The sequence below is a fragment of the Chondromyces apiculatus DSM 436 genome (assembly GCF_000601485.1).
GTDB classification, from domain to species: Bacteria; Myxococcota_A; Polyangia; order Polyangiales; family Polyangiaceae; genus Chondromyces; species Chondromyces apiculatus.
Map to the genome: position 1 here is coordinate 26,356 of NZ_ASRX01000091.1, position 24,457 is coordinate 50,812.

General features: G+C 71.0%; 20 protein-coding genes. 8 read left to right on the top strand and 12 right to left on the bottom strand.

Annotated elements, in window-relative coordinates:
* Nucleotides 1–13: 13 nt before the first annotated feature.
* On the bottom strand, nucleotides 14–1,450 hold the full coding sequence (locus CAP_RS38020) for a protein adenylyltransferase SelO family protein (RefSeq protein ID WP_044250095.1): 1,437 nt from the start codon (nucleotides 1,448–1,450) through the stop codon (nucleotides 14–16).
* A gap of 145 nt (nucleotides 1,451–1,595) precedes the next feature.
* On the opposite strand from CAP_RS38020, the gene CAP_RS38025 reads away from it, so the two are divergent.
* Nucleotides 1,596–2,072, top strand: coding sequence for a hypothetical protein (locus CAP_RS38025; RefSeq protein WP_156041507.1), 477 nt, complete (start codon nucleotides 1,596–1,598; stop codon nucleotides 2,070–2,072).
* Nucleotides 2,073–2,133: 61 nt separating this feature from the next.
* Here CAP_RS38025 and CAP_RS46495 read toward each other — a convergent pair whose 3' ends face one another.
* A complete protein-coding gene (locus tag CAP_RS46495) occupies nucleotides 2,134–3,225 on the bottom strand; it encodes a hypothetical protein (RefSeq protein WP_052376706.1) in 1,092 nt (363 codons plus the stop codon).
* Here CAP_RS46495 and CAP_RS51435 point away from each other — a divergent pair.
* Nucleotides 3,224–3,421, top strand: coding sequence for a hypothetical protein (locus CAP_RS51435; RefSeq protein WP_156041508.1), 198 nt, complete (start codon nucleotides 3,224–3,226; stop codon nucleotides 3,419–3,421). The genes CAP_RS46495 and CAP_RS51435 overlap by 2 nt on opposite strands.
* 130 nt (nucleotides 3,422–3,551) lie before the next feature.
* On the opposite strand, the gene CAP_RS38035 is transcribed toward CAP_RS51435, so the two are convergent.
* Nucleotides 3,552–4,172, bottom strand: a complete 621-nt coding sequence (locus tag CAP_RS38035) for a type 1 glutamine amidotransferase family protein (protein ID WP_044250077.1) — start codon at nucleotides 4,170–4,172, stop codon at nucleotides 3,552–3,554.
* 111 nt (nucleotides 4,173–4,283) lie between these two features.
* Entirely contained in the window at nucleotides 4,284–5,498 is a 1,215-nt protein-coding gene (locus tag CAP_RS38040; RefSeq protein ID WP_063748818.1) for a phospholipase D-like domain-containing protein, read from the bottom strand.
* Between the two features lie 414 nt (nucleotides 5,499–5,912).
* Between CAP_RS38040 and CAP_RS38045 the strand changes: the two genes are divergently transcribed.
* Complete coding sequence (locus CAP_RS38045; protein WP_231511940.1) at nucleotides 5,913–6,881, top strand: viperin family antiviral radical SAM protein; 969 nt, start codon at nucleotides 5,913–5,915, stop codon at nucleotides 6,879–6,881.
* 25 nt (nucleotides 6,882–6,906) lie between these two features.
* On the opposite strand, the gene CAP_RS38050 is transcribed toward CAP_RS38045, so the two are convergent.
* The 3 genes from CAP_RS38050 to CAP_RS38060 all read right to left on the bottom strand — a co-directional run bounded on the left by CAP_RS38050 (nucleotide 6,907) and on the right by CAP_RS38060 (nucleotide 10,182).
* Nucleotides 6,907–7,965: a hypothetical protein gene (locus CAP_RS38050; RefSeq protein WP_044250078.1), complete on the bottom strand. Its 1,059-nt coding sequence runs from the start codon at nucleotides 7,963–7,965 to the stop codon at nucleotides 6,907–6,909.
* Between the two features lie 64 nt (nucleotides 7,966–8,029).
* A complete protein-coding gene (locus CAP_RS38055) occupies nucleotides 8,030–8,554 on the bottom strand; it encodes a methylated-DNA--[protein]-cysteine S-methyltransferase (protein ID WP_044250079.1) in 525 nt (174 codons plus the stop codon).
* Nucleotides 8,555–8,556: 2 nt separating this feature from the next.
* Entirely contained in the window at nucleotides 8,557–10,182 is a 1,626-nt protein-coding gene (locus tag CAP_RS38060) for a DNA-3-methyladenine glycosylase 2 family protein (RefSeq protein WP_044250080.1), read from the bottom strand.
* Nucleotides 10,183–10,270: 88 nt separating this feature from the next.
* On the opposite strand from CAP_RS38060, the gene CAP_RS38065 reads away from it, so the two are divergent.
* The 3 genes from CAP_RS38065 to CAP_RS38075 all read left to right on the top strand — a co-directional run bounded on the left by CAP_RS38065 (nucleotide 10,271) and on the right by CAP_RS38075 (nucleotide 15,770).
* Nucleotides 10,271–12,502, top strand: coding sequence for a S9 family peptidase (locus tag CAP_RS38065; protein WP_197041532.1), 2,232 nt, complete (start codon nucleotides 10,271–10,273; stop codon nucleotides 12,500–12,502).
* A 105-nt stretch (nucleotides 12,503–12,607) separates the two neighbouring features.
* Nucleotides 12,608–14,836 (top strand): S9 family peptidase, encoded by a 2,229-nt coding sequence (locus CAP_RS38070; protein ID WP_052376708.1) that lies wholly within the window; start codon nucleotides 12,608–12,610, stop codon nucleotides 14,834–14,836.
* Between the two features lie 34 nt (nucleotides 14,837–14,870).
* Entirely contained in the window at nucleotides 14,871–15,770 is a 900-nt protein-coding gene (locus CAP_RS38075) for a M20/M25/M40 family metallo-hydrolase (protein WP_044250082.1), read from the top strand.
* Nucleotides 15,771–15,794: 24 nt separating this feature from the next.
* Here CAP_RS38075 and CAP_RS38080 read toward each other — a convergent pair whose 3' ends face one another.
* Nucleotides 15,795–16,247 (bottom strand): iron chaperone, encoded by a 453-nt coding sequence (locus CAP_RS38080; RefSeq protein ID WP_044250083.1) that lies wholly within the window; start codon nucleotides 16,245–16,247, stop codon nucleotides 15,795–15,797.
* Nucleotides 16,248–16,420: 173 nt separating this feature from the next.
* Here CAP_RS38080 and CAP_RS38085 point away from each other — a divergent pair, with 173 nt between their 5' ends.
* A complete protein-coding gene (locus CAP_RS38085) occupies nucleotides 16,421–17,740 on the top strand; it encodes an erythromycin esterase family protein (protein WP_044250084.1) in 1,320 nt (439 codons plus the stop codon).
* Nucleotides 17,741–17,850: 110 nt separating this feature from the next.
* Nucleotides 17,851–18,693, top strand: coding sequence for an NAD(P)H-binding protein (locus CAP_RS38090; protein WP_044250085.1), 843 nt, complete (start codon nucleotides 17,851–17,853; stop codon nucleotides 18,691–18,693).
* A 154-nt stretch (nucleotides 18,694–18,847) separates the two neighbouring features.
* Here the strand turns inward: CAP_RS38090 and hflX are convergent, their stop codons facing one another.
* The 4 genes from hflX to CAP_RS38115 all read right to left on the bottom strand — a co-directional run bounded on the left by hflX (nucleotide 18,848) and on the right by CAP_RS38115 (nucleotide 24,010).
* Nucleotides 18,848–21,313, bottom strand: a complete 2,466-nt coding sequence (gene hflX / locus CAP_RS54520; RefSeq protein WP_306413938.1) for a GTPase HflX — start codon at nucleotides 21,311–21,313, stop codon at nucleotides 18,848–18,850.
* Nucleotides 21,314–21,449: 136 nt separating this feature from the next.
* A complete protein-coding gene (locus tag CAP_RS38105) occupies nucleotides 21,450–22,607 on the bottom strand; it encodes an aminotransferase-like domain-containing protein (RefSeq protein WP_156041509.1) in 1,158 nt (385 codons plus the stop codon).
* Nucleotides 22,608–22,707: 100 nt separating this feature from the next.
* Entirely contained in the window at nucleotides 22,708–23,229 is a 522-nt protein-coding gene (locus tag CAP_RS38110) for a DinB family protein (protein WP_044250086.1), read from the bottom strand.
* 118 nt (nucleotides 23,230–23,347) lie between these two features.
* Nucleotides 23,348–24,010, bottom strand: coding sequence for a hypothetical protein (locus CAP_RS38115; protein ID WP_044250087.1), 663 nt, complete (start codon nucleotides 24,008–24,010; stop codon nucleotides 23,348–23,350).
* Nucleotides 24,011–24,457 lie beyond the last annotated feature (447 nt).

Below are 24,457 nucleotides of genomic sequence, written 5' to 3' on the forward strand. Positions count from 1 at the left end.
ACACGCGGCGCGCTCAGCCGGACATGAGCGCCCCGAACGCGCGGATCTGGTCGACCTTGGCGTGGAAGGCCGACCAGTCGTCGCGCTCGGCGATGCCCTGCCAGATGGACTCGATCTCGTCGATGAGCAGGCTGCACGGGGCGCTTCCCTGGAAGTAGGGGGCTTCCAGCCGCTCGGGGTGGGTGGGCGCGTGGCGTTCGAGGGCGCGCTGGAGCTGCGTGGCGTGGGTGCCCGCATAGGTGCGGGCCTCGGGGCTCTGCCGCGCGCGTGCGGTGCTTGAAAGGCCGCCGTACCAGTCGAAGAAGAAGCGGTCGTAGCCGATCTGGCTCTCCTGCAGGAACGCATCGGCCGCGTCGAGCAGCGCCGCGTCGTCGTCGGCGCCGTTCGAGGCGACGCCGAGGCGCCTCAGGAAGCCCTGGCGCATGGCCTCCAGGAAGGCCGGCTGGAACTCCCGCAGCGCAGGCGCGAGGGCCGTGTCCGGGCAGAGCGGGGTGAGCGCCTCCGCGAGCCGCGCCAGGTTCCACACGAACGTGCGGGGCTGCCTGCCGAAGGCGTAGAGCCCCTCGTGGTCGAAGTAGGCGGCGGTGAAGGTGGGATCGAGGGTGGGCAGGAAGCGGTACGGACCGTAGTCAAAGCACTCGCCGGTGATGTTCATGTTGTCGGTGTTGAGCACCCCGTGCACGAAGCCCGCCGTCATCAGGCTCGCGCACAGCGCCGCGGCCCGGAGGGTGACCTCGTGCAGAAAGGCGAGCGGCAGGGGACCGCTGCGCTCCCGCGCCCCGGGCAGGTAATGCTCCACGGCGAAGTCGAGCAGCGCCCCCAGGCGATCCACATGGCCGAGGTGCGCGTGGCGCTGGAAGCTGCCGAAGCGGATGTGCGAGTGGCTGAGCCGGACGAGCACCGAGGAGCGGGTAGGGGAGGGCTCGTCGCCCCGGTAGAGGGACTCGCCGGTCTCGACGAGGCTGAAGGTCTTCGAGGTGTAGACGCCGAGCGCCTCCAGCATCTCGGTGGCGAGCACCTCGCGCACGCCACCCTTGAGGGTCAGCCGGCCGTCTCCGCCGCGCGACCATGGCGTGCGCCCGCTGCCCTTGGTGCCCAGGTCGAGGAGGCGGTCGCGCTCGGGGTCCTGCGGCGACGCTCCTGCATCGCGGAGCTGCGCGAAGAGGAAGCCGCGCCCGTCGCCGAGGGCGGGGTTGTACACCCCGAACTGGTGGCCGTGGTAGCGCAGCGCGAGCGGCTGTTCGAGGTTGCCCGGGAGGGGCTCGAAGCGGGTGAAGTGCTGCACCCAGGCGTCGTCGGTGAGATCGCCGAGGCCCACCCGCGTCGCCCAGCGCTGGTTCCTGAAGCGGAGGAGGTGCTCCGGGAAGGTGGCGGCCTTCACGGCGTCGAAGAAGCCTTCTTGCAGGGCGCGGATGCGGGGGTCGGGTCGGTAGTCGGGGGGCATGGGCATGGGCATGGGTCGGGGTGGCGCGAAGCCGGCTGCAACCTGGTCACATCCGGAGCAGGTCGCAAGCGACGTGATGGACGCGAGCGCGCGGCGGTGGCGACCGAGAAGGCGCGTGCAGCGTCCCCGGATCCAGACCATAGGGACGCGCATGCTCGACCACCGCGCGCGACGCGCCGTCGCCTCCTCCCTGACGGTCCTGGCCCTCTGCGGGTGCGCTGCACACGGCGAGCGCGCCGAGGTGCCCCCCTGCCTGCCCGCAGCGCCGGGACCTGCGTCCGCGTCCGCGGCGTCCGCCGCCGCCTCGGTGACCTCGGGCCCCTCGGACGCCTTCCTCCTCACCATCTTCCTGCGCCACGACCAGACCAAGACGCTCGACCAGATCAACGAGCACCTCGATCGCTCCGGCTACCGCCAGAGCTTCCCGCCCGAGGGGACGGAGGTGGTGTCCTGGTACGTGATGATGGGCGTCGGTCAGGTGGTGACCCTGCGCGTGCCGCCCGACAAGCTGCGCACCGTGAACGTGGCCATCGAGCGCGGCGCCTGGGGCGCGTTCCGGACCGAGTTCTACCCGACCTACGACTACGTGCCGATCTGGAAGGCCCAGCGCGCCGCCGCGGGGCGCTGAACGCCGGGGCTCCGGAGGGCCTCCACCCGGTGGTGGCGCGCCCCCCAGGGCCCGCCCGCGCTCACTTCTTCGGCTTGCCCCCGCCCCCGATGGCCTTGCGGAAGAGCCCGTAGAGCGCCTGCGACGCCTCCGACGCGGCACACTGGCTGTCCTGGGCTCCGAACACGGAGCAAAGCTCCGTCAGCTCCCCTTCGTCGAGGGTCTGCGCGGGCTCCTTGCCGCTCTGCAGCGCCTTGCACACCCCCTCCGCGAACATCAGGGCGCTCGTCCCGAACGCAGCCCCCACCTCGCCTCGGGCCTCGGCCTCCTTGCACGCCGCGGTGAGACGCGCCGGGAGCGCCGGATCTTCCAGCGGCGGCACGAAGGCGCCGTCCTTGTAGCGCGCCCAGAGCGTCAGGCCGTTGCAGAAGCTGTCGACGTGCATCCGCTCGTCCTCGCCGAAGGGGCACAGCGCGTCCACGTGCTTCGTGACCGCCGACCGCACGAGCACCTCGGGTCCTGCCGCGGTCTGCCGCACCTCACCGAGCATCTCCTCCAGGCGTTCGGCGGCCTTCGACGCGCCGAAGCGGTCAGGGGCCGTCGACACCAGCACGCACCCGTCGGTCGTCGGCGTCGAGGCATCGGTGCGCTCCCCGAGTGCGTGCACGGTGCCGCAGTGGAGCGCCTCGGGCCAGCCGTCCCCATCGACGTCGACCGCGCCCTTGTGCGCCGCGCTCAGCGCCTCGATCGACGTCCCCGTGGGGACCACGTTCCCGTCCGACGAGCGCGTGCGCAGGGTGCTCGGGACGCTGAGCGGCCCGAGGACCATGGGCGCAGCCTGGAAGGGGGCCGCCACGAGTTCCAGCGAGACCATTCCCGAGATGCAGTCATCGCACGTCCGATCGAAGCACCCGAACGTCACCAGGGAGCTCGGGTGAATGTCGTGCCTCGCGCAGATCGGATCGCGCCGCGGCTGCTTCACCGCCTGCAGCGCGTCGACGGTCATCACCAGCGCCGCCTTGCCCACCGGATGGCACGTGCCGAACAGCTTCTTGGCGTGCTCGATCTTCTTCGCGTCGATCCGCTTCGCCTTGAGCGCGTCGAGCGCTGCGTGCTGCTTCTTCCGCATCGCCTCGCAGGCGCGCGTCACGGCTGCCGCGTCCACGTCCGCCATGGCGAAGGCCGAGGTGACTGCCGGAGGTTTAGCCTCCGCCGCCGCAGGCGCTCCAGCCGCTCCCGCCGTCGGGGCGGCAGCGCTGGCCGACGCTCCTCCCGCGGCCGTGGTCGCCGACGGCGCTGCGGCCGTGGCGCTTGCCTCGCTCGGGGGGCTCCCTCGTCCCGAGGTCGAGGGTGGGGGTGCAGCAGCCTGACCAGGCCCTCCCACCGGGGATGCCCCGCACGCCACGAGGAAGACGGCGCTGAGGAGCCCTGCGGCGAGGCCTGCCTGCCCTCGTCTTGCCCTGCTGGATCCGGGAAACGCGCGTGAGACCATCCTGCACCTCACGCCTGCTGGGCCAGCTCCATGAGCGCATGGAAGTAGCGGGCCTCGCCGGTCTTGAAGAGGCCGAACCAGGCGTCCGTCACCTCCTTCGGGTACACGTCGAGCACCGTGAAGATCTCCCGCGCGAACTCCAGCGCCCCGATGGACGAGGCGGTGACGAGGTTCCCGTCCGACACCGCCGGCACCTGCTTGTAGCGCGCCCCGCCCTTGTAGCCCGTCGCCTGCAGGTACTCGGCCGCGTTGCTGGTGTGGTCGCGGTCGTCGAGCAGCCCCTCGCGCGCGAGGCCCGCCGTCGCCCCGCAAATGGCCGCCACCGGCACGCCCGCCGCGAGCAGCGCGCGCGCCTTCTCGACGGCCGCCGGGATGCCCTCCCCGTCCCAGACCGCCCCGCCGGGGAGGATGAGCATGGCGCTGTCCTCGGCGCGCACCTCGTCGAGCGTGAGGTCGGGGGTCATGGTCACCCCGCCCATGCTGCGCACCGGCGCCCGCGTGAGCCCCACGGTGCGCACCTCGTGCGGGACCTTCTGGAACTCCGGCTGGTTGAGCCGGGCGATGGCGTACCCCGCCTCCCAGTCGGCCAGGGTGTCGAAGATGAACAGGTGAACGGTCCGGGTGGTCATGCGCGGCTCCCTCCGGGGCACCGGCGGCGCCCGGAACAGTGAAGCCGCGGACCCTACCCGAACCGCGCCGGCCGCGCCAAGTGCGCGAGCTGTCCCCGCGGAGCCCCCCGCCTACTGCGCCGTGCCGTTGTTGTAGGCGTCGTTGAAGTGGTCGTAGTAGGCGTCGTACAGGTCCTCGCTCTCCAGCCGCACGAACAGCTCGTCGTTCCGGTAGTTCGCCGAGTAGGTCCAGTTGTGCGAGCCGGTGAAGACCAGGTACCGGTTCTCCGTGGAGGCCGCGAACCGCGCGTAGACGAGGACCGTCTTGTCGTGCACGTTGTTGCCGCGCACGCTGATCCCGGCGTTCTTGAGCTTCGCCAGCGACGTGGGCTGGATGCTGCTGCCCACCACCCACACCTTGCAGCCGCCCTTCTTGAGCTTCACCAGCAGATCGATGATCTCCGGCCGCGAGTCGTGGATCATCGCCTGGGCCACCCGCACCCGGCACGAGGCGTCGGCCACGATGTCGTTCAGCCGGTTGACCACCAGATCGCTGTCCTGCTCGGGCGAGGCATAGGCGCGCACCGTCGGCGTCACCCAGTATCCCCGCGACGCGCTCGCGTCGTAGTAATCGTTGCCCGCGTAGTGCTGCTGCTGGAAGAGGTGACCGAAGTAGCCATTGAAGTCGTCGTACAGCGCCTCGTCGCCATAGATGGTCACGGTGTTGTTGAAGGTGTTCGCGCCCGTGGCATTGGTCATGTTCGCCGACCCGAACCACACCACGTCGCTCCGCATCACGCCGGTGGGATCCTTCGTCTGGCTGAAGGTGTAGAGCTTGGTGTGCATGATGCCGCTCGCGTCGCGGGTGACGCACCCGTGCGCCCCGCTGGCCGTCCCGTCGCCGCAGAACACCAGGTTCGCCCCGAGCGCCGCCTTGAGCACCCGCGGAGAGTCGTCCTCGTCGTGCTTGTCGGACCCATCCTCCGCCACCTTGACGATGACGCCGCGGTTCTTCGCGCTGATCAGCGCGTTCTGCACGCCGTTCGCCGTCAGGCTGTGGATGGCCGCGCGGATGGTGGCGCCCTGGGGCGTGTCGTTGATGAGCCGGATGATCTCGTTGAGGATCGTGGGATCGTGCCCGTCCGCGTACGCGCCCGGGTTGGTGAAGTGGGTCCAGACCGGGTGCCCCGCGAGCGTCGTCGAGGTGACGCTGATCCCGAGCTCATCGGTCTGGACCTCGTCTCCCTCCTCGCCGCCCGCATCCTCGGCGGCCACGCACCCCCCGGTGGAGAGCGCCACGAGCGCGGCCAGGGCCAGAACGAGCTTGGAACGAGTCTCGGTTCGCATCGACGTCTCTCCCGGCGAGGGGATCGGCTCCGTCGCCGCTGCACCCCGCGCGGTGACCCATTGCACCCCCCGTGCCGCACCATCCATTCCTGAAATTCGGCCTGAATGCGCGCTGCCAGCTCCGGTTGTGCAGGGCGGTTGTGCAGGTCCTCGCACAACCCTGATCGGGCGGCTGCACAACGGCGGACCCGCGCCTGGCGTGGCAGGGCTTTCCGCCTGCCGGCAAGTCCCCTCAGAGCACGACGGACCGCGATCAGCCCCCCTGGCCCGAGGCGGATCGCGATCCGGCGCGGAGCCACCCCCGGACCCCTGGGTTCCCGCATCTCTGCCCGCTGTTCCTGCTGCACCGCTCCCCGTGCAGCCCGGCATGCCCCCTGCTCTTCAGGCGTTTCACAGAGAGAGGAGACACCGAGCATGAGCACGACCACCCCGAGGATCACGACCCCCGTCGACGAGGCGCCTCACAGTGACCCCACCCGAGACCAGGAGCTGGCCCCACCCCCGCGCCCGCCTTCGCCTCCGCTGCCGCGCTCGGTGAACTACCACCTCTGGAAGCCCTGCAACATGCGGTGCACGTTCTGCTTCGCCACCTTCGACGACATGACTCACGCCGTGCTCCCGCGCGGGCACCTCCCGCGAGAAGCGTCCCTCGCGCTGGTCGCCCTGCTCGCCTCCCGCTTCGAGAAGATCACCTTCGCGGGCGGCGAGCCGACGCTTTGCCCCTGGCTCCTCGATCTGATGGACGAGGCCAAGCGGCGCGGCGCCACGACGATGCTGGTCACCAACGGCAGCCGCCTGACGCCTGACTACCTGCACCGCCTCCAGGGCCGGTTGGACTGGCTCACCTTGAGCATCGACAGCGCGTCGACGGAGACCCACCGCTTGCTCAAGCGCGCGGTGAGCGGCAGGCCCATCGAGGCGCGCCAGTACGTCGCGATGGCGGTGGCCGCCCGCGCCCTCGGGATGCGCCTCAAGGTCAACACGGTCGTCACCACGCTCAACGCGGGTGAGGACATGGCGGTGATGCTCTCCGAGCTGCGCCCCGAGCGCTGGAAGATCCTGCAGGCGCTCCCGGTCGAGGGCCAGAACAGCGGGCGCATCGAGCCGCTCCTGTGCTCCCCCGCAGCGTTCGCTGCCTTCGTGGAGCGCCACCGCGCCCCCCTCGCGGCCCAGGGCATCGTGGTGGTGCCCGAGGATCACGAGGCCATCACCGGCAGCTATGCGATGGTCGACCCTGCTGGCAGGTTCTTCGACGACATCACCGGCACCCATCGCTACAGCGCACCCATCCTGGACACCGGGCTCGACGCCGCATGGTCCCAGGTGGGCTTCCTGCCCGACCGGTTCGCCGCGCGCGGTGGTGATTACGAGTTTCGAGGTTGAGTGCTGCCTGAGCGCCGCGCGCCGCTCAGGGAGCGTTCGGGTCGCCGACGTTCTGGAACGGGTTGAACGTGTACGTCGACGAGAGGCCTGCCGGCGTCTTGAAGTAGTACGTCGTCAGCTTCACCGGGTCGGTCGCGATCTCCCCGCGCAGGATCGAGCCGTCGTTCTGGTCGTCCCATCCCCAGGGCGCGTTGGCCGAGTTCGTCGAGCACAGGCTCGAGGTGATCCCGCACCCGCCGCTCTTGTCGCCCAGGAACGACCCCGACGTGAACAGGGTCGCGAGCTGGCGCCGTGGCCACAGGCCCTCGGGGCCGAAGCCGTCGATGAGCTTGTAGCGCACGTCGTTGTCGTAGATCGACGCCGGCTCCTCGGCGGTGGTCAGGGACGGGAAGTACTTCACCCCGTCGCCGTCGATGTCGTAGCTCGGCCAGGCCTTGAGCCCGTGCCCCTTGGCTTCCTGGGCCGTGATGGGGTGGTTCACCCCCTCGAACGACGCGAACGACAGCGTCCCATCCACCGACTCGTGGTTGCCGGTGAAGGGGCTCCCGCTCGGCAGGAACGAATAGAAATCCTTGTGGGCGACGGTCACCGAGCCGAGGAGCTGGCCATACTCGCTCCCGTCGCGCCCCACCACGAGCAGCACCCCCTCCGCATCGTTCTCGTGCTCGGTGTCGAAGATCGTGTCCGTCCAGTCCCGCGGGTGGAAGAAGGTGTAGATGATGTACCAGTGGGTGCTGGTCTCCACGACCGTGTGGTAGACGTGCGCGAGCAGCGGGTGGGACGGGGTGTTGTCCCAGTTGTTCGTGGAGATCCAGTCGCCGTCGAAGTCGACGCGGGTGAGGTAGTCGCCGCGCCCTTCGAGCCCGTGCGACCCGGTCCTGTCGACGTCCTGGTAATGGATGGGCGCCCAGCGCTTGGCCAGGGCTGCGCGCCCCGCCGCCGACGACGCGCCGAGCGGTTCGCTCACCTCGTCGACCTCCTCGTCCATCTCGTCGCCAATCTCGGCCACGCATGCGGTGAGCAGAGAAAATGACGTGGTGATCGCGACGCGTGCAATGGCGCTACAAACGTGTCGGGCGAGCATGGTGACCCCAGCCTTTCTGCTGGGGACCCATAAACGATCTCCGCGCCCTACTGCGTCCGATTCGTCAGGGTGACAGGCGAGTGCGATCGCGAATCGCGCCGCCAGCTCCCTTTTCCAGCACGGCCGTCTCGTGATCGAGGAGCCACCGCTTCGCCGCGAGCCCGCCCGCATAGCCGGTGAGCGCGCCGCCCCCGCCGATCACCCGGTGGCAGGGGACGACGATCGACACCGGGTTCCCCCCGTTTGCCGCCCCCACCGCGCGCGCCGCCGCAGGCCTGCCGAGGCGCACCGCGAGCTGCCCGTAGGTGACCGTGGTCCCGAGCGGGATCTCCGTGAGCGCCGCCCACACGGCTTGCTGAAACGCCGTACCCTCCATCGCGAGCGGCAGCGTGAACACCCGCCGCTCCCCGGCGAAGTACTGCGCGAGCTGCCGCCGCGCCTCGACGAGCACCGGCACGCCCTCGCCGTCCGCCCCCCGCCACGCCGGAGGTGCCCGGTGCTCCGGCGTGTACAGCGCCGTGATCGCGCCCTCCCGCCCGAGGACCCGCAGCGGTCCGAGCGGACTCTCCACCTCGATCTCGTGCAGCATGCTCAACCTCCTGCCCCTTCCGAAAGCCCCGTCCAGAGGTGCATCACGGCGTACGCCCGCCAGGGCCGCCACGCCTCCGCCCGCACCGTCGCCGCCCGCGCCGTGATCCCGCCGAGCGCCTTCCTGACGGCCAGATCTCCCGCCGGGAAGGCGTCGGGCCACCCGAGCGCGCGCATGGCCACGTAGTGCGCGGTCCAGTCGCCGATGCCCGGGAGCGCGCAGAGCGCCGGCAGCGCAGCTTCGGCGTCGCCCGTACGATCGAGCCGGATCGTGCCGCCCGCGACCGCGCGCGCGATGGCCAGCACCGCCCGCGCCCGCGTCGCCGGCATCCCGAGCGAGGCCACCTCGTCCTCCGTGGCCGCCGCGAGGCGCTCCGGGGTGGGGAACAGGAGCTGGAGCGCCCCTGCCTGCGGCTGCCCTTGCTTCGGCGCCGGCGCGTCCCCCTGCGCCGCGGTCGTCGCGGTCGTCGCGGTCGTCGCAGTCGTCGCGGTCGTCGCAGTCGACTCCAGAGCGCCCGGCAGCGCCACCTGGAGGGGCTCCCCGAAGCGCGCCGCCACCCGCCCCGAGAGCGTGGTCGCCGCCTTCACCGACACCTGCTGGCCGAGCACCGCGCGGATGGTCATCTCGAACCCATCGAAGGCGCCAGGCACGCGCAGCCCCGGGTGCCGGCCGACGAGGTCCGCGAGGAGCGGATCGCGCCCGAGCTGCGCCGCGATGGCCGCCGGGTGAGCGTCCAGATCGAACAGCGCCCGCAGCCGCGCCGCGAGCGGCATCAGCGCCCCCGCCAGGGACAGCGACGCCTCCACCACGAGCGCGTGGCGCCCTTCCTCGTGCCGCGCCGTGATCCACCCGGTCACCTCCCCGAGGCGCACCGTGCGTGCGTAGACCCCGTTCGCCACCCGCTCCACGCCGGGGATGGCCCTCCCTGCCAGGAACCGGAGCAGCACCTCCCAGTCGAGCGGCGGCCGGTAATCGAGCCGCAGCGCGATGGCCTCTTCCTGCTCCCCGTCGCCATTGCCGTCATCGCCGCCATCGCCGCCATCGCCACGGGCGCCGCGCGGAGAGGCCAGGCGCTTGCCGCGGAGCGCCGACGGCGGTCTCCCGAAGCGCTCCTGGAACAGCGCGTTGAACCGCCGCACGCTGGAGAACCCGCTCGCGAAGGCCACCTCGGCGAGCGGCAGCGAGGCGTCTTGCAGGAGCTGCTTCGCCAGCGAGAGCCGCCGCGATTGCGCCAGCTCCACCGGTGAGACGCCGAGCTCCGCCTCCATGGCCCGGCGCAGGTGCCGCCCGCTCACCCCGAGTTCTGCCGCGAGATCGTCGACCGATCCCTCGTTCATGTACCCGGCCTCGATGCGCGCCACGGCGCTCGCCACGAGGCGCGGCAGCGCGTCCACGGGTCCCCGGCCCGGCGCCAGCTCCGGGCGGCAACGGAAGCACGCCCGGTAGCCATCCCGCTCGGCGGCTGCCGCGGTGCGGTAGAACCCGCAGCGGTCCCGCCCCGGCGTGCGCGCGCGGCAGACGGGCCGGCAATAGATGCCCGTCGTGCGCACCGCCACGAAGAACACGCCATCGAAGCGGCCATCCCGCGCGGTCAGCGCGCTGTAACAGGTGTCGTCGTCGAGTTGCACGCCCTGTTCATAGCGGCGGCGAGGGTCCGCGTCTGGCCGCTTTCGGACCCGGTCGCAACTTCCCCGGCGGCTCGCTATGGTGCGCCGCATGTCATTCCGGATGCGTCGCGTGTCTTGCCTGCTCGCCGCAGTTGTCCTGGGGTGCTCTGCCGCCCCGCCTCCCGACCCGTCCTCCACCAGCGCGGGTGGCACCCCGCCGGCGCCGACGCCGGTGCCCATGGAGCTGCCGCCTCCCGCCGGGCCGAAGCCGCCCGTGGCGCGCAAGGTCCCGCACGAGGTGAAGCTCGTGAACGGCAAGACGCTCATCGACGACTATGCATGGCTGAAGAACAAGGACGCGCCCGAGGTGCTCGACCACCTCAAGGCCGAGAACGCCTACACCGACGCGATGACCGCGCACCTCGCGCCGCTCCGGGACAAGCTCCACCAGGAGATGCTCGGCTACTTCGTCGAGGACGACGTGGCGGTCCCCCAGAAGGACGGCGCGTGGACCTACTACAACCGCATCGAGAAGGGGAAGCAGTACCCCATCTTCCTCCGCAAGCCGGTGAAGGGCGGCGACGCCGCGAAGGAGGAGATCATCCTCGACATGAACGAGCTGGCGAAGGACCAGAAGTTCGTCGGCCTCGGCTCCCTGGAGCGCTCCGACGACGGCAACATCCTCGCCTACGGCCTCGACACCACCGGCTTCCGCCAGTTCGTCCTCCACTTCAAGGACCTGCGCACCGGCAAGCTCCTGCCCGAGCGCATCGAGCGCGTCACCTCCGTCGCCTTCGCGAAGGACAACCGCACCGTCTTCTACACGGTCGAGGACCCGACCACCAAGCGCTCCTTCCGCCTCTACCGCCACGCCCTCGGCGCCGATCCCGCCAAGGACACCCTGCTCCACGAGGAGACCGACGCGCGCTTCAGCGTGCGCGTCGACCGCTCCACGAGCCGCGCCCTGATCCTCGCCGATATCCACAGCCAGACGACGAGCGAGGTGCGCTTCGTCCGCGCCGACAAGCCGGCAGGCCCGCTCGTCACCATCGCGCCCCGCGAGCAGGGCTTCGAGTACGCAGTCGACCACCGCGGAAACGAGCTGCTCATCACCACCAGCAGCCCGGCCACGGCCGGCGGCCCCAAGGCCACGAACTTCCGCCTCGTCACCGCCACCCTCGACAAGCCCGACCGCGCCTCCTGGAAGGAGGTCATCCCTCACCGCGAGGGCGTGATGCTCGAAGGCATCCAGGCCTTCAACGGCTTCACCGTCGCCTTCGAGCGCGAGGGCGGCCTGCCCCACCTCCGGTTCTTCCCCGGCAAGTCGCTGGCGATGGACGCCTCCCACCGCGTCGCCCTGCCCGAGGAGGTGTACACCCTCTGGCCCCAGAGCAACCCCGAGCCAGACACCAGGGCCTACCGCTTCGCGTACGAGTCCCCCATCACGCCGCAGACCATCTACGACTACGACCCTGCCGCGAAGAAGCTCAATCTCAAGAAGCGCGTGCAGATCCCCGGCGGCTTCGATTCTGCCCGCTACGAGGTGAAGCGGGTCTTCGCCACGGCGAAGGACGGGGTGAAGGTCCCCCTCTCGCTGGCGATGCGCAAGGGCACCAAGACCGACGGCAAGAACCCCGTGCTCCTCTACGGCTACGGGTCCTACGGCATCCCCGTGTTCCCGAGCTTCTCGTCCGGGCGCGTGACGCTCCTCGATCACGGCGTGATCTTCGCCATGGCCCACATCCGGGGCGGCAACGACATGGGCAAGGCCTGGCACGAGGACGGGCGGATGATGAAGAAGATGAACACCTTCACGGACTTCATCACCTGCGTCGAGGCCCTCTCCGCGCAGGGCTTCGCCGACCCGAAGCGCATCGTCATCCACGGCGGGAGCGCCGGCGGCCTGCTCATGGGCGCCGTGACCAACATGCGCCCAGACCTGTTCGCCGGTGTCGTCTCCGAGGTGCCCTTCGTCGACGTCATCAACACCATGCTCGACGAGACCCTCCCGCTCACCGTCCAGGAGTTCGAGGAGTGGGGCAACCCGAAGAAGGCCGACGAGCTTTCGTACATCCTCCAGTACAGCCCCTACGAGAACATCGCCGCGAAGGCCTACCCGCCGGTGCTGGTGCGCACCTCGTACAACGACAGCCAGGTCATGTACTGGGAGCCCGCCAAGTACGTGGCGAAGCTGCGCGCCACCAGGACCGACCCGAACCCGGTGCTGCTCAAGATCCACCTGGAGCCCGCCGGCCATGGCGGCATGTCGGGGCGCTACGACAGGATCCGCGACCAGGCCTTCACCTACGCCTGGGCGCTCGACCGCCTCGGGGTGAAGTAGGCGCCCTCGCCACCTCGCCACCTCGCCACCTCGCCACCTCGCCACCTCGCCACCTCGCCACCTCGCCACCTCGCCACCTCTCCGCCGCCCCGCTATCGTGCCCCGGTGTCGTCCCGGACCTCGCGCCTTGCTTCCCTGACCAGCGCCGTTCTGCTGGGGTGCTCCGCCGCCCCGCCGCCCGAGCCCTCCTCCACCGGCGCCGCGGCTGCGCCCGCGCCGACGCCAGCACCCCTCACGCCCTCACCTCCCGCGGGCCTGAAGGCGCCTGCCGCCCGCAAGGTCCCGCACGAGGTGAAGCTCGTGAATGGCAAGACGCTCATCGACGACTACGCGTGGCTGAAGAACAAGGGCGCGCCCGAGGTGCTCGACCACCTCAAGGCCGAGAACGCCTACACCGACGCGATGACCGCGCACCTCGCGCCGCTCCGCGACAAGCTCTACCAGGAGATGCTCGGCTACGTCGTCGAGGACGACGTGGACGTGCCCTTCCGGGACGGCGCCTGGCTCTATTACAGCCGCGTCGAGAAGGGGAAGCAGTACCCCATCCACTTCCGCAAGCCGGTGAAGGGCGGCGACGCTGCGAAGGAAGAGACCCTCCTCGACCTCAACGATCTCGCGAAGGACCAGCAGTACGTCGGCATCGGGCTCTTCGAGACGTCCGACGACGGCAACGTGCTCGCCTACGGCCTCGACACCACCGGCTTCCGCCAGTACGTCCTCCAGTTCAAGGACCTGCGCACCGGCAAGCTCCTGCCCGAGCGCATCGAGCGCGTCACCTCGGCCGTCTTTGCGAAGGACAACCGCACCGTCTTCTACGTGGTCGAGGACCCCACCACCAAGCGCGCTCACCGGCTCTACCGCCACGCCCTCGGCACCGACCCCGCCAAGGACACCTTGCTCCACGAGGAGGCGGACGCGCGGTTCGGCGTGTACCTCACCCGCTCCATGAGCCGCGCCCTGATCTTCGTCAGCATCTCTAGCTGGATGACGAGCGAGGTGCGCTTCCTCCGCGCCGACAAACCAGCAGGCCCGATGGTCACCATCGCGCCCCGCGAGCAGGGCCACGACTACTCCGCCGACCACCGGGGCCAGGAGCTGCTCATCGTCACCGACAGCCCGGCGACGCCGGGTGGGCCGAAATCCATGAACTCCCGCCTCGTCACCGCCCCGCTCGACAGGCCCGACCGCGCCTCCTGGAAAGAGGTCATCCCCCCCCGCGAGGGCGTGATGCTCGAAAAGGTCGAGGCCTTCGCGGGCTTCACCGTCGCCACCGAGCGCGAAGCCGGCGTGCGCCACCTGCGCTTCTTCCCTGGCAAGTCGCTCGCCATGGCCGCGTCCCACCGCGTCGCCTTGCCGGAGGCCGCCTATTCCCTCTGGAACAGGCCGGACTTCGCGTTCGACACCCGGACCTACCGCTTCGGGTACGAGTCCCCCGTCACCCCGCAGACCATCTACGAGTATGACCCTGCCGCGAAGAAGCTCGACATCAACAAGCGCGAGCAGATCCCGGGCGGCTTCGATCCGGCCCGCTACGAGGTGAAGCGCGTCTTCGCCACGGCGAAGGACGGGGTGAAGGTCCCCATCACGCTCGCCGCCCGCAAGGGGGTCACGGCCGACGGCAAGAACCCGGTGCTCCTCTGGGGCTACGGCTCCTACGGCCACCCGCTGTTCCCGAGCTTCTCGTCCATGCGCCTGACGCTCCTCGATCGCGGCGTGATCTTCGCCATCGCCCACCTCCGCGGCGGCGGCGACCTCGGCGAGGCCTGGCACGAGGACGGGCGGATGATGAAGAAGATGAACACCTTCACGGACTTCATCGCCGCTGCCGAGGCCCTCACCGCCCAGGGCTGGGCCGACCCGAAGCGCCTGGTCATCGAGGGCCGGAGCGCTGGCGGCCTGCTCATGGGCGCCGTGATCAACATGCGCCCCGACCTGTTCGCCGGCGTCGTCTCCGAGGTGCCCTTCGTCGACGTCATCAACACCATGCTCGACGAGACCCTGCCGGCCACTGTCTCGGAGTTCGAGGAGTGGGGCAACCCGAAGAAGCCCGACGAGCTTTCGTACATCCTCCGGTACAGCCCTTACGAGAACATCACCGCCAAGGCCTACCCGCCGGTGCTGGTGCGCACCTCGTACAACGACAGCCAGGTCATGTACTGGGAGCCTGCCAAGTACGTGGCGAAGCTGCGCGCGATGAGGACCGACCCGAACCCGGTGCTGCTCAAGATCCTCCTCGATCCTGCCGGCCACGGCGGCATGTCGGGGCGGTACGACCGGCTCCGTGACACCGCCTTCACCTACGCCTGGGCGCTTGAGCGCCTCGGCGTGAAGTGAGCCTCGACGACCGCGAAGCCAGGAGGACCCCGCGATGGAGCTGCGACGCACGAGACCCGTGAGCCCCGAGGGCAGCCTGATCGACGCGCTCGCCTCGGTCACCGAAGCCGAGTTGCGCGAAGCGGTCGCCACCCTCGCGAAGCCCCGGCACATGCTCCACCAGCCCGCCGAGAACCGCCGCGCCGCGCAGTACGTCGCCGACGCCCTCGCGGACCTGGGGTACGCCGTCTCCCTGGAGGGCGACCTCCGGAACGTGGTGGCGATGCCCCGCGGCCCCGTCGACCTACCGCTGGTCCTGGTCGGCGCCCACTACGACAGCGTGCCCAGCACCCCGGGCGCCGACGACAACGCCAGCGGGATCGCCGCGATGCTCGCCTGCGCGCGGGCCCTCGCGCACCTCGATCCCGCGCTGCCCGTGGGCTTCGTCGCCTGGAACGGCGAGGAGGACGGCCTGCTCGGCAGCATCGACTTCGTGGCCCGCCGCGCCTCTCCGGGCGGCGCGGCCATCGCCGCCGTGCACGTGCTGGAGATGGTCGGCTACGCGCGCCACGAGCCCGGCTCGCAGCGCATGCCCCTCCCGGTCCCCGGCGCGCCCGACGTCGGCGACTTCATCGGCCTGATCTCGAACCAGCGCTCCAACCACCTCGTGGAACTCGCGGTGAAGCAGGCGGAGGCCATGGTCCCCGAGCTGCCGGTCGTGGGGCTCAAGGTCTACCTCGGCCTCGAAGGCTGGCTCCCCGTCCTGCACCGGAGCGACCACTCGCCGTTCTGGAAGGCGAAGCTCCCGGCCATGCTCTGGACCGACACCGCGGAGTTCCGGAACCCCAACTACCACCGCCCGACCGACACCCCCGCCACGCTCGATTACACCTTCATGCGCCGCGTGACCCAGCTCGTTCTCGCCTGCGTGGCGCGGCAGGTGCGCACCGGCTGACCCGCAGCGCGACGAGGGCACGGCTCAGGCGCTGCTCTTCTTCGCGAGGACGGCCTTCCTGGTACTGGCGGCCTTCTTCGCAGGGGCAGCCTTCTTCGCCCCCTTCTTCGCCTCCGCGTGCTCGGTGACCTCCTTCGCTCGGAACTTCGCGATGCGCTCGATCAGCTTCACGGGGACCGTCTCCGAGAGCGGGAACCGGATCGTGCCCTTGTTGATCACGTACCCTTCGAGGTCGTCTGCGAACGCCGCGACGAGCGCCTCGCTGGCGGGGTAGAGCGAGACGTGCTGCTTCCACCCGGCGAAGTACAGCACCGGCCCTCCGGGCAGCTTGTACGTCGGGATCTGGTACGAGATCCCCTCCTCGGCGCCTGGCACCGCCTTGCGGATGGTGCTGCGCACGCGCTCCAGCGCCACCCGCACCTCCTCGGGCTGCGCGGCGAGGTACTCCTCCACGGACGTCGCATCGGTCTTGGCCATCGTTCCCCTTGCTCCAGGCCTGCGACCGTAGCGCATCGCCGCGCCCCGGACCCCTGCCCACGTGCGCTCCGGCGTGGACCGGCGTGGACCGGCGTGGTCCGGCGTGGACCGGCGTGGTCCGGCGCGGGAGCGCACGCCTGGATCCGCACACTTCCTGCGATTAAGAAGACCCCATGCCCGGATCCCACGAGACTCACGCCACGGTCGACGCGTGGATCACCCGCGAGGCCACGCCGTTCTCGCTCGACGCTGCCGAGAGCTTCAACGCCGCCGTGGACAGGATGATCTCCTCCCTCGGCCGCGAGGTCTCCCTCCTCGGCCTCGGTGAGCCGCTCCACGGCGGCGACGAGTTCCTGGTCCTCCGCAACCGCCTCTTCGAGCGCCTCGTCGAGGCGCACGGGTATCGCGCCATCGCCGTCGAGAGCAGCTTCCCCCGCGGCCTCCGCGTCAATGACCACATCACCGGCCGTGGCCCTGACACCTACGAGGCGGTGCAGGACAGCGGCTTCAGCCACGACTTCGGCAAGCTCGACGCCAACCGGGAGCTGGTCGCCTCCATGCGGCACTACAATGCCGACCCTGCCCATGCCGTGAAGCTCCACTTCTATGGCATCGATGCCCCGACCGAGGCCCATGCCACGGAGAGCCCCCGGCAAACGATCCAGGTCACCCTGACGTACCTCGCCTCCCTCGACGCAGACGCGGCGCAGAGACACCGCGACCTCATCGAGCCCCTGCTCGGCGCCGACGCCGACTGGGAGAACCCCGCGGCGATGCGGGACCCGAGCAAGGCCATCGGCCGCTCTCCCGCCGCGAATGCGCTCCGCCTCGCCGTCGAGGACCTCACCACGGAGCTGCGCGTCCGGCGCCCCGAGCTGTCGGCGCAGGGCGGCCGGGACCGCTACCTGGAAGCGCTCCACCATGCCTCCATCGCCCGGCAACTCCTCGGTTACCACGCCGCGCTGGCCGGCCAGCATCCCCCCGGCACGCTCCTCGGCACGCTCCTCAGCATGCGCGACGCCATGATGGCCGAGAACCTCGCGTACATCGCCGCCCGCGAGCAGGGCCGCGGCAAGGTGCTGATCTTCGCGCACAATGGCCACCTGCAACGGAGCAAGGTGATCCGGTCCTGGGGCCAGTTCTGGCCGGTGGGCGCGCACCTCGACGACATGTTCGGCCCCCGGTATGCCGTGCTCGGCGCGGCCCTGGGCACCTCGGAGCCCAACGGCCTCGGCGAGCCGGAAGCAGGCTCCCTGGAGGCGCACCTCATGGCCCTCCCCGGCTCCGGCTGTTTCATCCCCACCCACCGGGGCCAGGGCCTCCCGTCCGCGGAGATCGCCGCGCTTCCGCTGCGCTCGGGGGGCAAGAAGAACCCGAGCTACTCCCCGCTCAGCCCCCGGAGCCTCGCCGACTTCGACGGCCTGGCCGTGCTACAAACGGCCACGTACACCCGGGGCGCCTCGCCCTTGCCAGAGCGCCCTGGCGCTTCCTGAGCGTCGCCGCTGCGGCGCTTGGCGACGTGGGCGCGTGGGCACATGCTGGCGCGCCCGTCACCGGGGACAGCCCCCGGGCAGGTGCACGAACCCAGGACCGAGGAGGACAGATGACCGTACTCGTCACAGGAGCAACCGGGAGTGTGGGTCGCCATGTGGTCGACCAGCTCCTGCAACGTGGCCAGCGGGTGCGCGCGATGACCCGGAAGCCCGACAAGGCAGGCCTCCCCGCCGGCGTCGAGCTCGTCTCCGGCGATCTCGCCCAGCCGGAGACCTTGCCGGCCGTTTTGGCGGGCGTGGACAGGGTGTACCTGTTCCCCGTCGTCGAGAACACCGAGGCCTCCCTCGCCCGGATGCGCGAGGCCGGCGTGTCGCGCGTCGTCGTCCTCTCCTCCCTCTCGGTCGAGCACAGCGCGCCGGGGCAGAGCGCCCTCGGCGACTACCACCTCGCCATCGAGCGCGCCGTCGAGGCTTCCGGCATCCCCTGGACCCACCTCCGGCCGGGCGCTTTCGCGGGCAACACCCTGGAGTGGGCGCGCTCCATCCGCGCCGAGGGCGTGGTCCGCGCGCCTTATGGCGAGGCCCAGCAGACCCCCATCCACGAGGCCGACATCGCCGCCGTGGCCGTCGCCGCCTTGCTCGATGAGGGCCACGCGGGCGCGAAGTACCCCCTCTCCGGCCCTGCGGCCATCTCCCGCGTCGCGCAGGTCCGCGCCATCGGCGAGGCCATCGGCCGCGACCTCCGCTTCGAGGAGATCTCCCCGGAAGCCTGGCGCGCCCAGGTGAGCGCCTTCATGCCTGCCGGCATCATCGACACCCTGCTCGCCTACTGGGCCGCTTCCGTCGAGACCCCGGACCCCGTGTACCCCGACGTCGAGAAGGTCCTCGGCCGCCCCCCGCGCACCTTCGCGCAGTGGGCCGCCGACAACGCCAAAGCCTTCGCCGCCCCCTGACTCACGCCATCCCGACCTCGGCGCGCGAGGTCGAGGGGCGCCCGCACCAGCAACGCGGCGGGCCGCATGGGCCCACGACCCTCCACGCCCGCGCGGGGTCTCGCGCGCGTGGAGGGTGGGCTCGCGCCCCATCGTGGGCCCCGCGGGGACGTGATCAGCGCTGGGTGGGCGCGGCGGTGGCCTCCGTCGCGGCGAGCTGGGCCCGCGTGAACTCCAGCACGGCCGTGTTGTTCGTGCGCAGGGCCCACTCCGCGCCCAGCACCGGGAAAGCCGCCCAGCGCTCGGCGGCGTGCTCGGCGAGGCGCGGCCACGTCTTCCCGCCGGCCCTCTCGAACCGGGTGAGGAGCGCGTCGAGCGCTTCCCTCCCGAAGCAACCGGCGAACATCGCGAAGTCCAGGGAGGGATCGGTCACCTGGGCCTCCGTCCAGTCGAGCACCCCCTGCATCCGCCCGTCGGCGCCGAGGAGCAGGTGGCCGGGGTGCAGATCGCCGTGCACGAGCGCGAGGTGCTGCGGCCAGAGGGCGTCGTCCTCCAGCCACCGGTGCCAGCGCGTCCACATGACCTCCGAGGGCGCCAGCACGCCCCGCGTCGCCTCCATGGCCTTCGCCAGGGCCTGCCGCGCCTCGGCGATGGTCTTCGTCGGGACGCCTGCGTCTGCCGCCTCCTCCGGGGGGATGGCCTGCAGCGCCGCGAGCGTGTCCGCGAACGAGTCGAGGAACGCCTCGGGGAGCGCCCCGGGCGCGATGATGTTCCACGAATACCCGCTCGACGGATCGACGGTGATGGCAGGCGTGCCGTCGAGCCGCGGGTAGGCGATCACCTCGCGCGCATGGACGCGCCAGTCGGGCACCGCGACGGGCAGCCGAGGACGCACGAGCCGCAGCGCCCGCGCCTCCACGCAGCTCGACGCGAACACCTCGGGCCGGCGCGGCGTGCGCACGATCCAGGGCACCCCCTCCTCGTCGCGGGCGTGGACGACGAGGAAGTCGAGCCCGGTCCGATCGAAGTCCCCCGCGACCGTCGTGAGCTGGAGGCCGTGACGGCGCGCCGCCTCCACCAGGTCTGCGACGGCCTCGATCGGGGGGCCTTCCGGCAGCGCGCGCTTCCACCGCCCGATGGCCTCGGGCAGCGCGCGAACCGAGAGCACCACCCCCTCGTCGGTGTACGTCTCCGTGACGACCCGCGCCTCGGCGCGGATCTCGCCGAGGAGCCGCCCGTCGCCGAACGGCACCACGAAGGTCTCCTCGGTCATGCGCTGCGCGAAGAACGCCACCAGCGCGTCGCGAAGGCCCCGGATATCGTCGGGATCGTGGGCGCAGACCTGGACCGCGTCCGGCAGCTCCGCGGCCAGCGCGGCGCGCGTGGAGGCGTCGACGCGATCGATCTTGGTGAGGAGCACCCGTGACGGCACCCCCGACGCGCCGACGGCGTCGAGGGTCTCGCGGGTGACCCGGAGCTGATCGCGGAAGGCGGGATCGGACGCATCGGCGACGAAGAGCAGGAGCCCCGCATCGCGCGCCTCCTCCAGCGTGGAGTGGAATGACGCGACCAGCTCGTGAGGGAGATCGCGGATGAACCCCACCGTGTCCGACAGGAGAATCCGCGGCGCCGTCTCGGGCGAGAGGGCGCGCACGGTGGTCCCGAGCGTGGCGAAGAGCTTGTCCTCGACGAGCACGTCGCTGCCGGTCAGCGCCCGCATCAGGGACGATTTCCCGGCGTTCGTGTAGCCCACGAGCGCCACCCGCAGCGCGTCCCTGCGGCGCGCCCGCTGCTTCTCCTCGACGGCGCGCTGCTCGTCGAGCGCGCGGCGCAGGCTGGCCACGCGCTCGCGGATGCGCTGCTTCTTCAGCTCGACGTTGCTGTGCCCGCGGCCGCCGCGCCCGCCGCCGCCCTCCCGATCGCCGAGCGACGCATCCTCGCGAACGCGAGGCGCCTCGTACGTCAACCGGGCCATCTCGACCTCGAGCTGCGCCACCTGGGTGCGGGCGCGCTGCTCGAAGACGCGGAGGATGACCCCCGTGCGATCGATGACCTCGACCTCGAGCGCGTTCTCCAGGGTGCGCAGCTTCCCTGGGCTCAGCGCCTCGTCGACGACGACCAGCACGCTCTCCTCGCCGTGCTCGCGCCTCGCCTCGGCGAGGAGCGCCGCGACTTCCGCCTGCTTGCCCTCGCCGAGCACGGTGCTCGACGCGGCGGCAGCGCGCCTCTGCACGACCGTATGGGCGACGCGGATCCCGAGCCCGGCCAGCAGGTTCTGGAGCTCGTCCAGCGACACCTGCACCTGCGTGTCGCTCCGTTCGGGATGCTGCCGCGCCAGGAGAATCGCGCACGCTGGAGAATGAGAAGCATGGAATGAAATGGAACGCTTGGAACCCTTCGACATACACACGGTCTCCTCCGCTCGGGGCCGCGTTGGCCCGGACGAGCGCAAGGGAAGACCCCGCTGCGCGATGGCTGCATGCGCTCGACGTGGCGCCGCGCCAGACATGGGCGACGCCATCCCTCCGGATGGGTTCGAGGGCTCCTCGGGCGCATGGAGCACCGCGCCCGGGCCTTCCGTCACCAGGTAACAGGAAAGCGGGCACGGAGCGGCAGCAACGCACGCTCGCGACGCGGGCATCGTCCGATGCCGGACGACAGGCTCAGCGACTCAGCGGGTGGATGCTGCCGAACTCAGCGCAACCGAATGGACTTCACCATGACGAGCGCAATCCTGCCACCGCCCGTCACGAGCGTCAATGCCGCGCGCCCCGCGCTCATGCCGCGCCCGCGCCCGCGCGCTTCCGGTACGCCGCGACTGCCCGGGCGAGCCGCTCGACGCCCTCGGTGATCTTCGTCGCTGGCTCCGTCGCGAACGAGATCCGCATGGCGATCGGCGCCGCCTGCTTGTCGAACCGGAACGAGCGGCCCGGATCGAAGCACACCCCGTGCGCATGCGCCGTTTCGAGCAGCTCTCTGTCGTCGCCGGCCAGATCCGTCTCTGCCCAGAGGGTGAATCCCCCCTCGGGCATCACGAACCGCAGCTCGGGCATCCGCCGCTTCAGCGCGCGCGCGAGGTGACGGGCGCGCCGCCCATAGAAACGGCTCGCCCGCTCCACGAGCACGCCGTAATCGTTGTGCGCCAGGAAGTCTTCGAGCAGCACCTGCGCCAGGCTGTTCGACTGTAGATCCTCCGTCTGCTTCGCATCCAGCACCTGCTGCCGGTAGCGGGGCGGCACCACCAGCCAGCCGACACGCATCCCCGGGCACAGCGTCTTCGAGATCGTCCCCACGTGGAAGACGTGCTCCCGGTCGTCCGCGAGCAGCGACCGCGGTGGCGCGCTGTGGAAACGGATCTCCGCGTAGGCATCGTCCTCGACGATCGCCGCACCCGTGGCGCGCGCCCGCGCGAGCAGCTTCCCGCGCGCCTCTTCGGACATGCTCCCGCCGTGGGGGTTGGACACCGCGGGCATCACGTAGAAGCCGTCGACGTCCTTCTCCGCGGCCACCGGCGTGAGCCCCCGAGCCTCGAAGAGGTCGAGCGCCCCCGGATACGTCTCCGCATCGCAGCCGATCCGCGCCCCCCGCTTGAACAGGACCTGGGCGGCGAGCGCGAGCGCTTGCTGCGCACCGCTCGTGATGAGGACGTCCTCCGCGTTCACCTCTGCCCCGCGCTTGCGGAGCCGCTCGGTCACCCAGGTGCGCAGCCCCTCCCGCCCCTCGGCCCAGCCGTATTGCAGCGCATCGGCCCGCGGGTCCGAGATCACCCGCAAGAACGACGAGGACAGTGCCCGCCGCGGGAACAGCTCCCCCGCCGGGAGCCCCCCACCGAGCGTGATCATCCCGTCCACCGCGGCACCTTTGCGCACGAGCTGATCGATCCTGCCGTCCACGCCGTGCCCCGTTGCAAAGGTCGGGCTCAGCGCTCCGTGCACCCGGGCATCCGCAAGAGCGGATGCGACACGCTCCCGGGCGGATCATCACGGCGCCCCGGCGCGCGGGGGGGCGCGGCGCGCGGTGCGTGTGGGTGAGTGACTACTGCCTCACCGCGTACAGGAACCGCGCGTAGCCGATCTCGGAGGCGTTCTTGGTCAGCTCCACGTTGGCCCAGGCGACGATGTCCCCGAAGGGGCGCTCCTGGAGCGGCCAGCGCGTCCGCTCCGTCGCGCGCAGGTCGTCGTCGGTGAGCGGCTCGATGGCCGCCCGCCACTGCCCGTGCAGCCGCCCGACCCCCGCGCGCACCGCGTCGGCGTCACCCGGCCAGAAGACGTCCTCGCGCGCGAGCTTCGCTTCCCCGAACGAGTGATCGAGCACCATCGCCCACCAGAAGCCGAGGTGCCACGTCAGCCACCCGAGGCTCGGCGGACCGAGGTCGTAACCCTCGTGATCCGGCCAGTCGGCCTGCCACCTGCCATCCGGGAGCTGCTGCACGTGCAGCCCCACGTGCGCGGGCCGCCACAGGCACTCCTCGGTGGCGAGCGTCTCCAGGTGGTAGCTGGTGAGCGCCCACGCGATGTCGAGCTGTCGGAGCAGGGTGTCACGTACGTCGCTGGCCATCGGTGATCGTCCCGGGGAAGGAGGGAGGGACGTCTTACCAGCATGCCGAGAGGGTGGGGAAGGACTCCGGCGCACGCCGCTCCGGAGCCCCTCCCGGGTCACGCCAGGCGTCGCGCGATCAGGTGCTGACCGTCATCGCCACCCAGGACGTGTAGTCGGTCTGCCCGTTGGGCAGGTCGGGATCGAGGGCCAGCACCCGGCAGTACACCGTGGTCCCGGGCCTCTGCCCGGCCAGATCGAACTTCCCGCGCGCGCTCATCAAGGGCGCAGAGAAGGTGGCCGGATCCTCCGGGTTCGTCGCGTGCTGCACGAGGAAGCCGTGGTGACCCCGGCGCGTGGCCCACACCGCGCTCGCCACCCCGGGGGTGGTGCTGCGCTTGGCCCGCAGGTCTTCCGGAGTCACGGCGGTCGGCGCCGCGGTGCGCGTGGCCACCCCCATCCCGAAGCGCTGCACCTTGTCCTTCGACCCATCACACGCCGTCTCCACGGCGCTGAGCACCGCGCGCTTGTGCGCATCCCACCGCCGGAGCTGGGTGCGCTGCGTGGCCCGCGCTATCGCGAGCTGGTTCTCCAGGTCGGCGATCGTGCTGGTGACCGTGGCCAGGCTCTCGTTCTCGGCGAGCCAGGCGCTGGTGGCGGCTTGCACCTCGGGGGACGCAGCCCAGTCCGGGCTGCCCTGGAGGGCGGTGATGTGAACGGCGCCGGCCGCGATCCTCGCGGCGGCAGTGTCGCTGGGCTCCGTGAGGACGGGGACCGCGCGATCGATGACTTTCTTCGACATGACAGACCTACCTTCGGCTTCGCTCCTCACCGATCCGCCGACCATCGGCAGCTCCCGGGAGCGAGTGCGTGTTCGTCAGGGCAACGCCACCGCGACCGACACCCCATCCGGCACAGCACGATCTCGACGGTGCGCCCTCCCCGCGGTCGGAAGAGGGGCGCGCCGGGTCCGAGAGGCAGGGCAGAGGGTCGGAAAGGAGGGGCGGGAGCTGCGAAGGGCAGGGAAGAGGGTCGAAGGGGGAGAAGTGGGGGAGCGAGGGGCAGGGCAACGCCTCGGAGGGGTGGGGGGAGCGCGGCGAGGAGCAGAGCGACGCGTCGGAGGGGAGGGGCGGACATGCCGAAGGGCAGGGAAGGGCGTCGGAGCGGGAGGGTGGCCCATCGGAGCGGTGGGCTGAGCGGTCGGAGCGGCGGCGTGGCTGAGCGGAGCGGCAGGAGGACTGGTCGGAGC

Excerpts from the sequence above, each read along its gene's own strand:
- CAP_RS38065 (WP_197041532.1), top strand. The coding sequence starts at position 10,271 with ATGTCATTCCGGATGCGTCGCGTGTCTTGCCTGCTCGCCGCAGTTGTC.
- CAP_RS38080 (WP_044250083.1), bottom strand. The coding sequence starts at position 16,247 with ATGGCCAAGACCGATGCGACGTCCGTGGAGGAGTACCTCGCCGCGCAG.
- CAP_RS38085 (WP_044250084.1), top strand. The coding sequence starts at position 16,421 with ATGCCCGGATCCCACGAGACTCACGCCACGGTCGACGCGTGGATCACC.
- CAP_RS51435 (WP_156041508.1), top strand. The coding sequence starts at position 3,224 with ATGGCGAAGGCCGAGGTGACTGCCGGAGGTTTAGCCTCCGCCGCCGCA.
- CAP_RS38025 (WP_156041507.1), top strand. The coding sequence starts at position 1,596 with ATGCTCGACCACCGCGCGCGACGCGCCGTCGCCTCCTCCCTGACGGTC.
- CAP_RS38045 (WP_231511940.1), top strand. The coding sequence starts at position 5,913 with ATGAGCACGACCACCCCGAGGATCACGACCCCCGTCGACGAGGCGCCT.
- CAP_RS38090 (WP_044250085.1), top strand. The coding sequence starts at position 17,851 with ATGACCGTACTCGTCACAGGAGCAACCGGGAGTGTGGGTCGCCATGTG.
- hflX (WP_306413938.1), bottom strand. The coding sequence starts at position 21,313 with ATGCCCGCGTCGCGAGCGTGCGTTGCTGCCGCTCCGTGCCCGCTTTCC.
- CAP_RS38020 (WP_044250095.1), bottom strand. The coding sequence starts at position 1,450 with ATGCCCATGCCCCCCGACTACCGACCCGACCCCCGCATCCGCGCCCTG.
- CAP_RS38040 (WP_063748818.1), bottom strand. The coding sequence starts at position 5,498 with ATGCGAACCGAGACTCGTTCCAAGCTCGTTCTGGCCCTGGCCGCGCTC.
- CAP_RS38115 (WP_044250087.1), bottom strand. The coding sequence starts at position 24,010 with ATGTCGAAGAAAGTCATCGATCGCGCGGTCCCCGTCCTCACGGAGCCC.
- CAP_RS38050 (WP_044250078.1), bottom strand. The coding sequence starts at position 7,965 with ATGCTCGCCCGACACGTTTGTAGCGCCATTGCACGCGTCGCGATCACC.
- CAP_RS38035 (WP_044250077.1), bottom strand. The coding sequence starts at position 4,172 with ATGACCACCCGGACCGTTCACCTGTTCATCTTCGACACCCTGGCCGAC.
- CAP_RS46495 (WP_052376706.1), bottom strand. The coding sequence starts at position 3,225 with ATGGCGGACGTGGACGCGGCAGCCGTGACGCGCGCCTGCGAGGCGATG.
- CAP_RS38075 (WP_044250082.1), top strand. The coding sequence starts at position 14,871 with ATGGAGCTGCGACGCACGAGACCCGTGAGCCCCGAGGGCAGCCTGATC.
- CAP_RS38110 (WP_044250086.1), bottom strand. The coding sequence starts at position 23,229 with ATGGCCAGCGACGTACGTGACACCCTGCTCCGACAGCTCGACATCGCG.
- CAP_RS38055 (WP_044250079.1), bottom strand. The coding sequence starts at position 8,554 with ATGCTGCACGAGATCGAGGTGGAGAGTCCGCTCGGACCGCTGCGGGTC.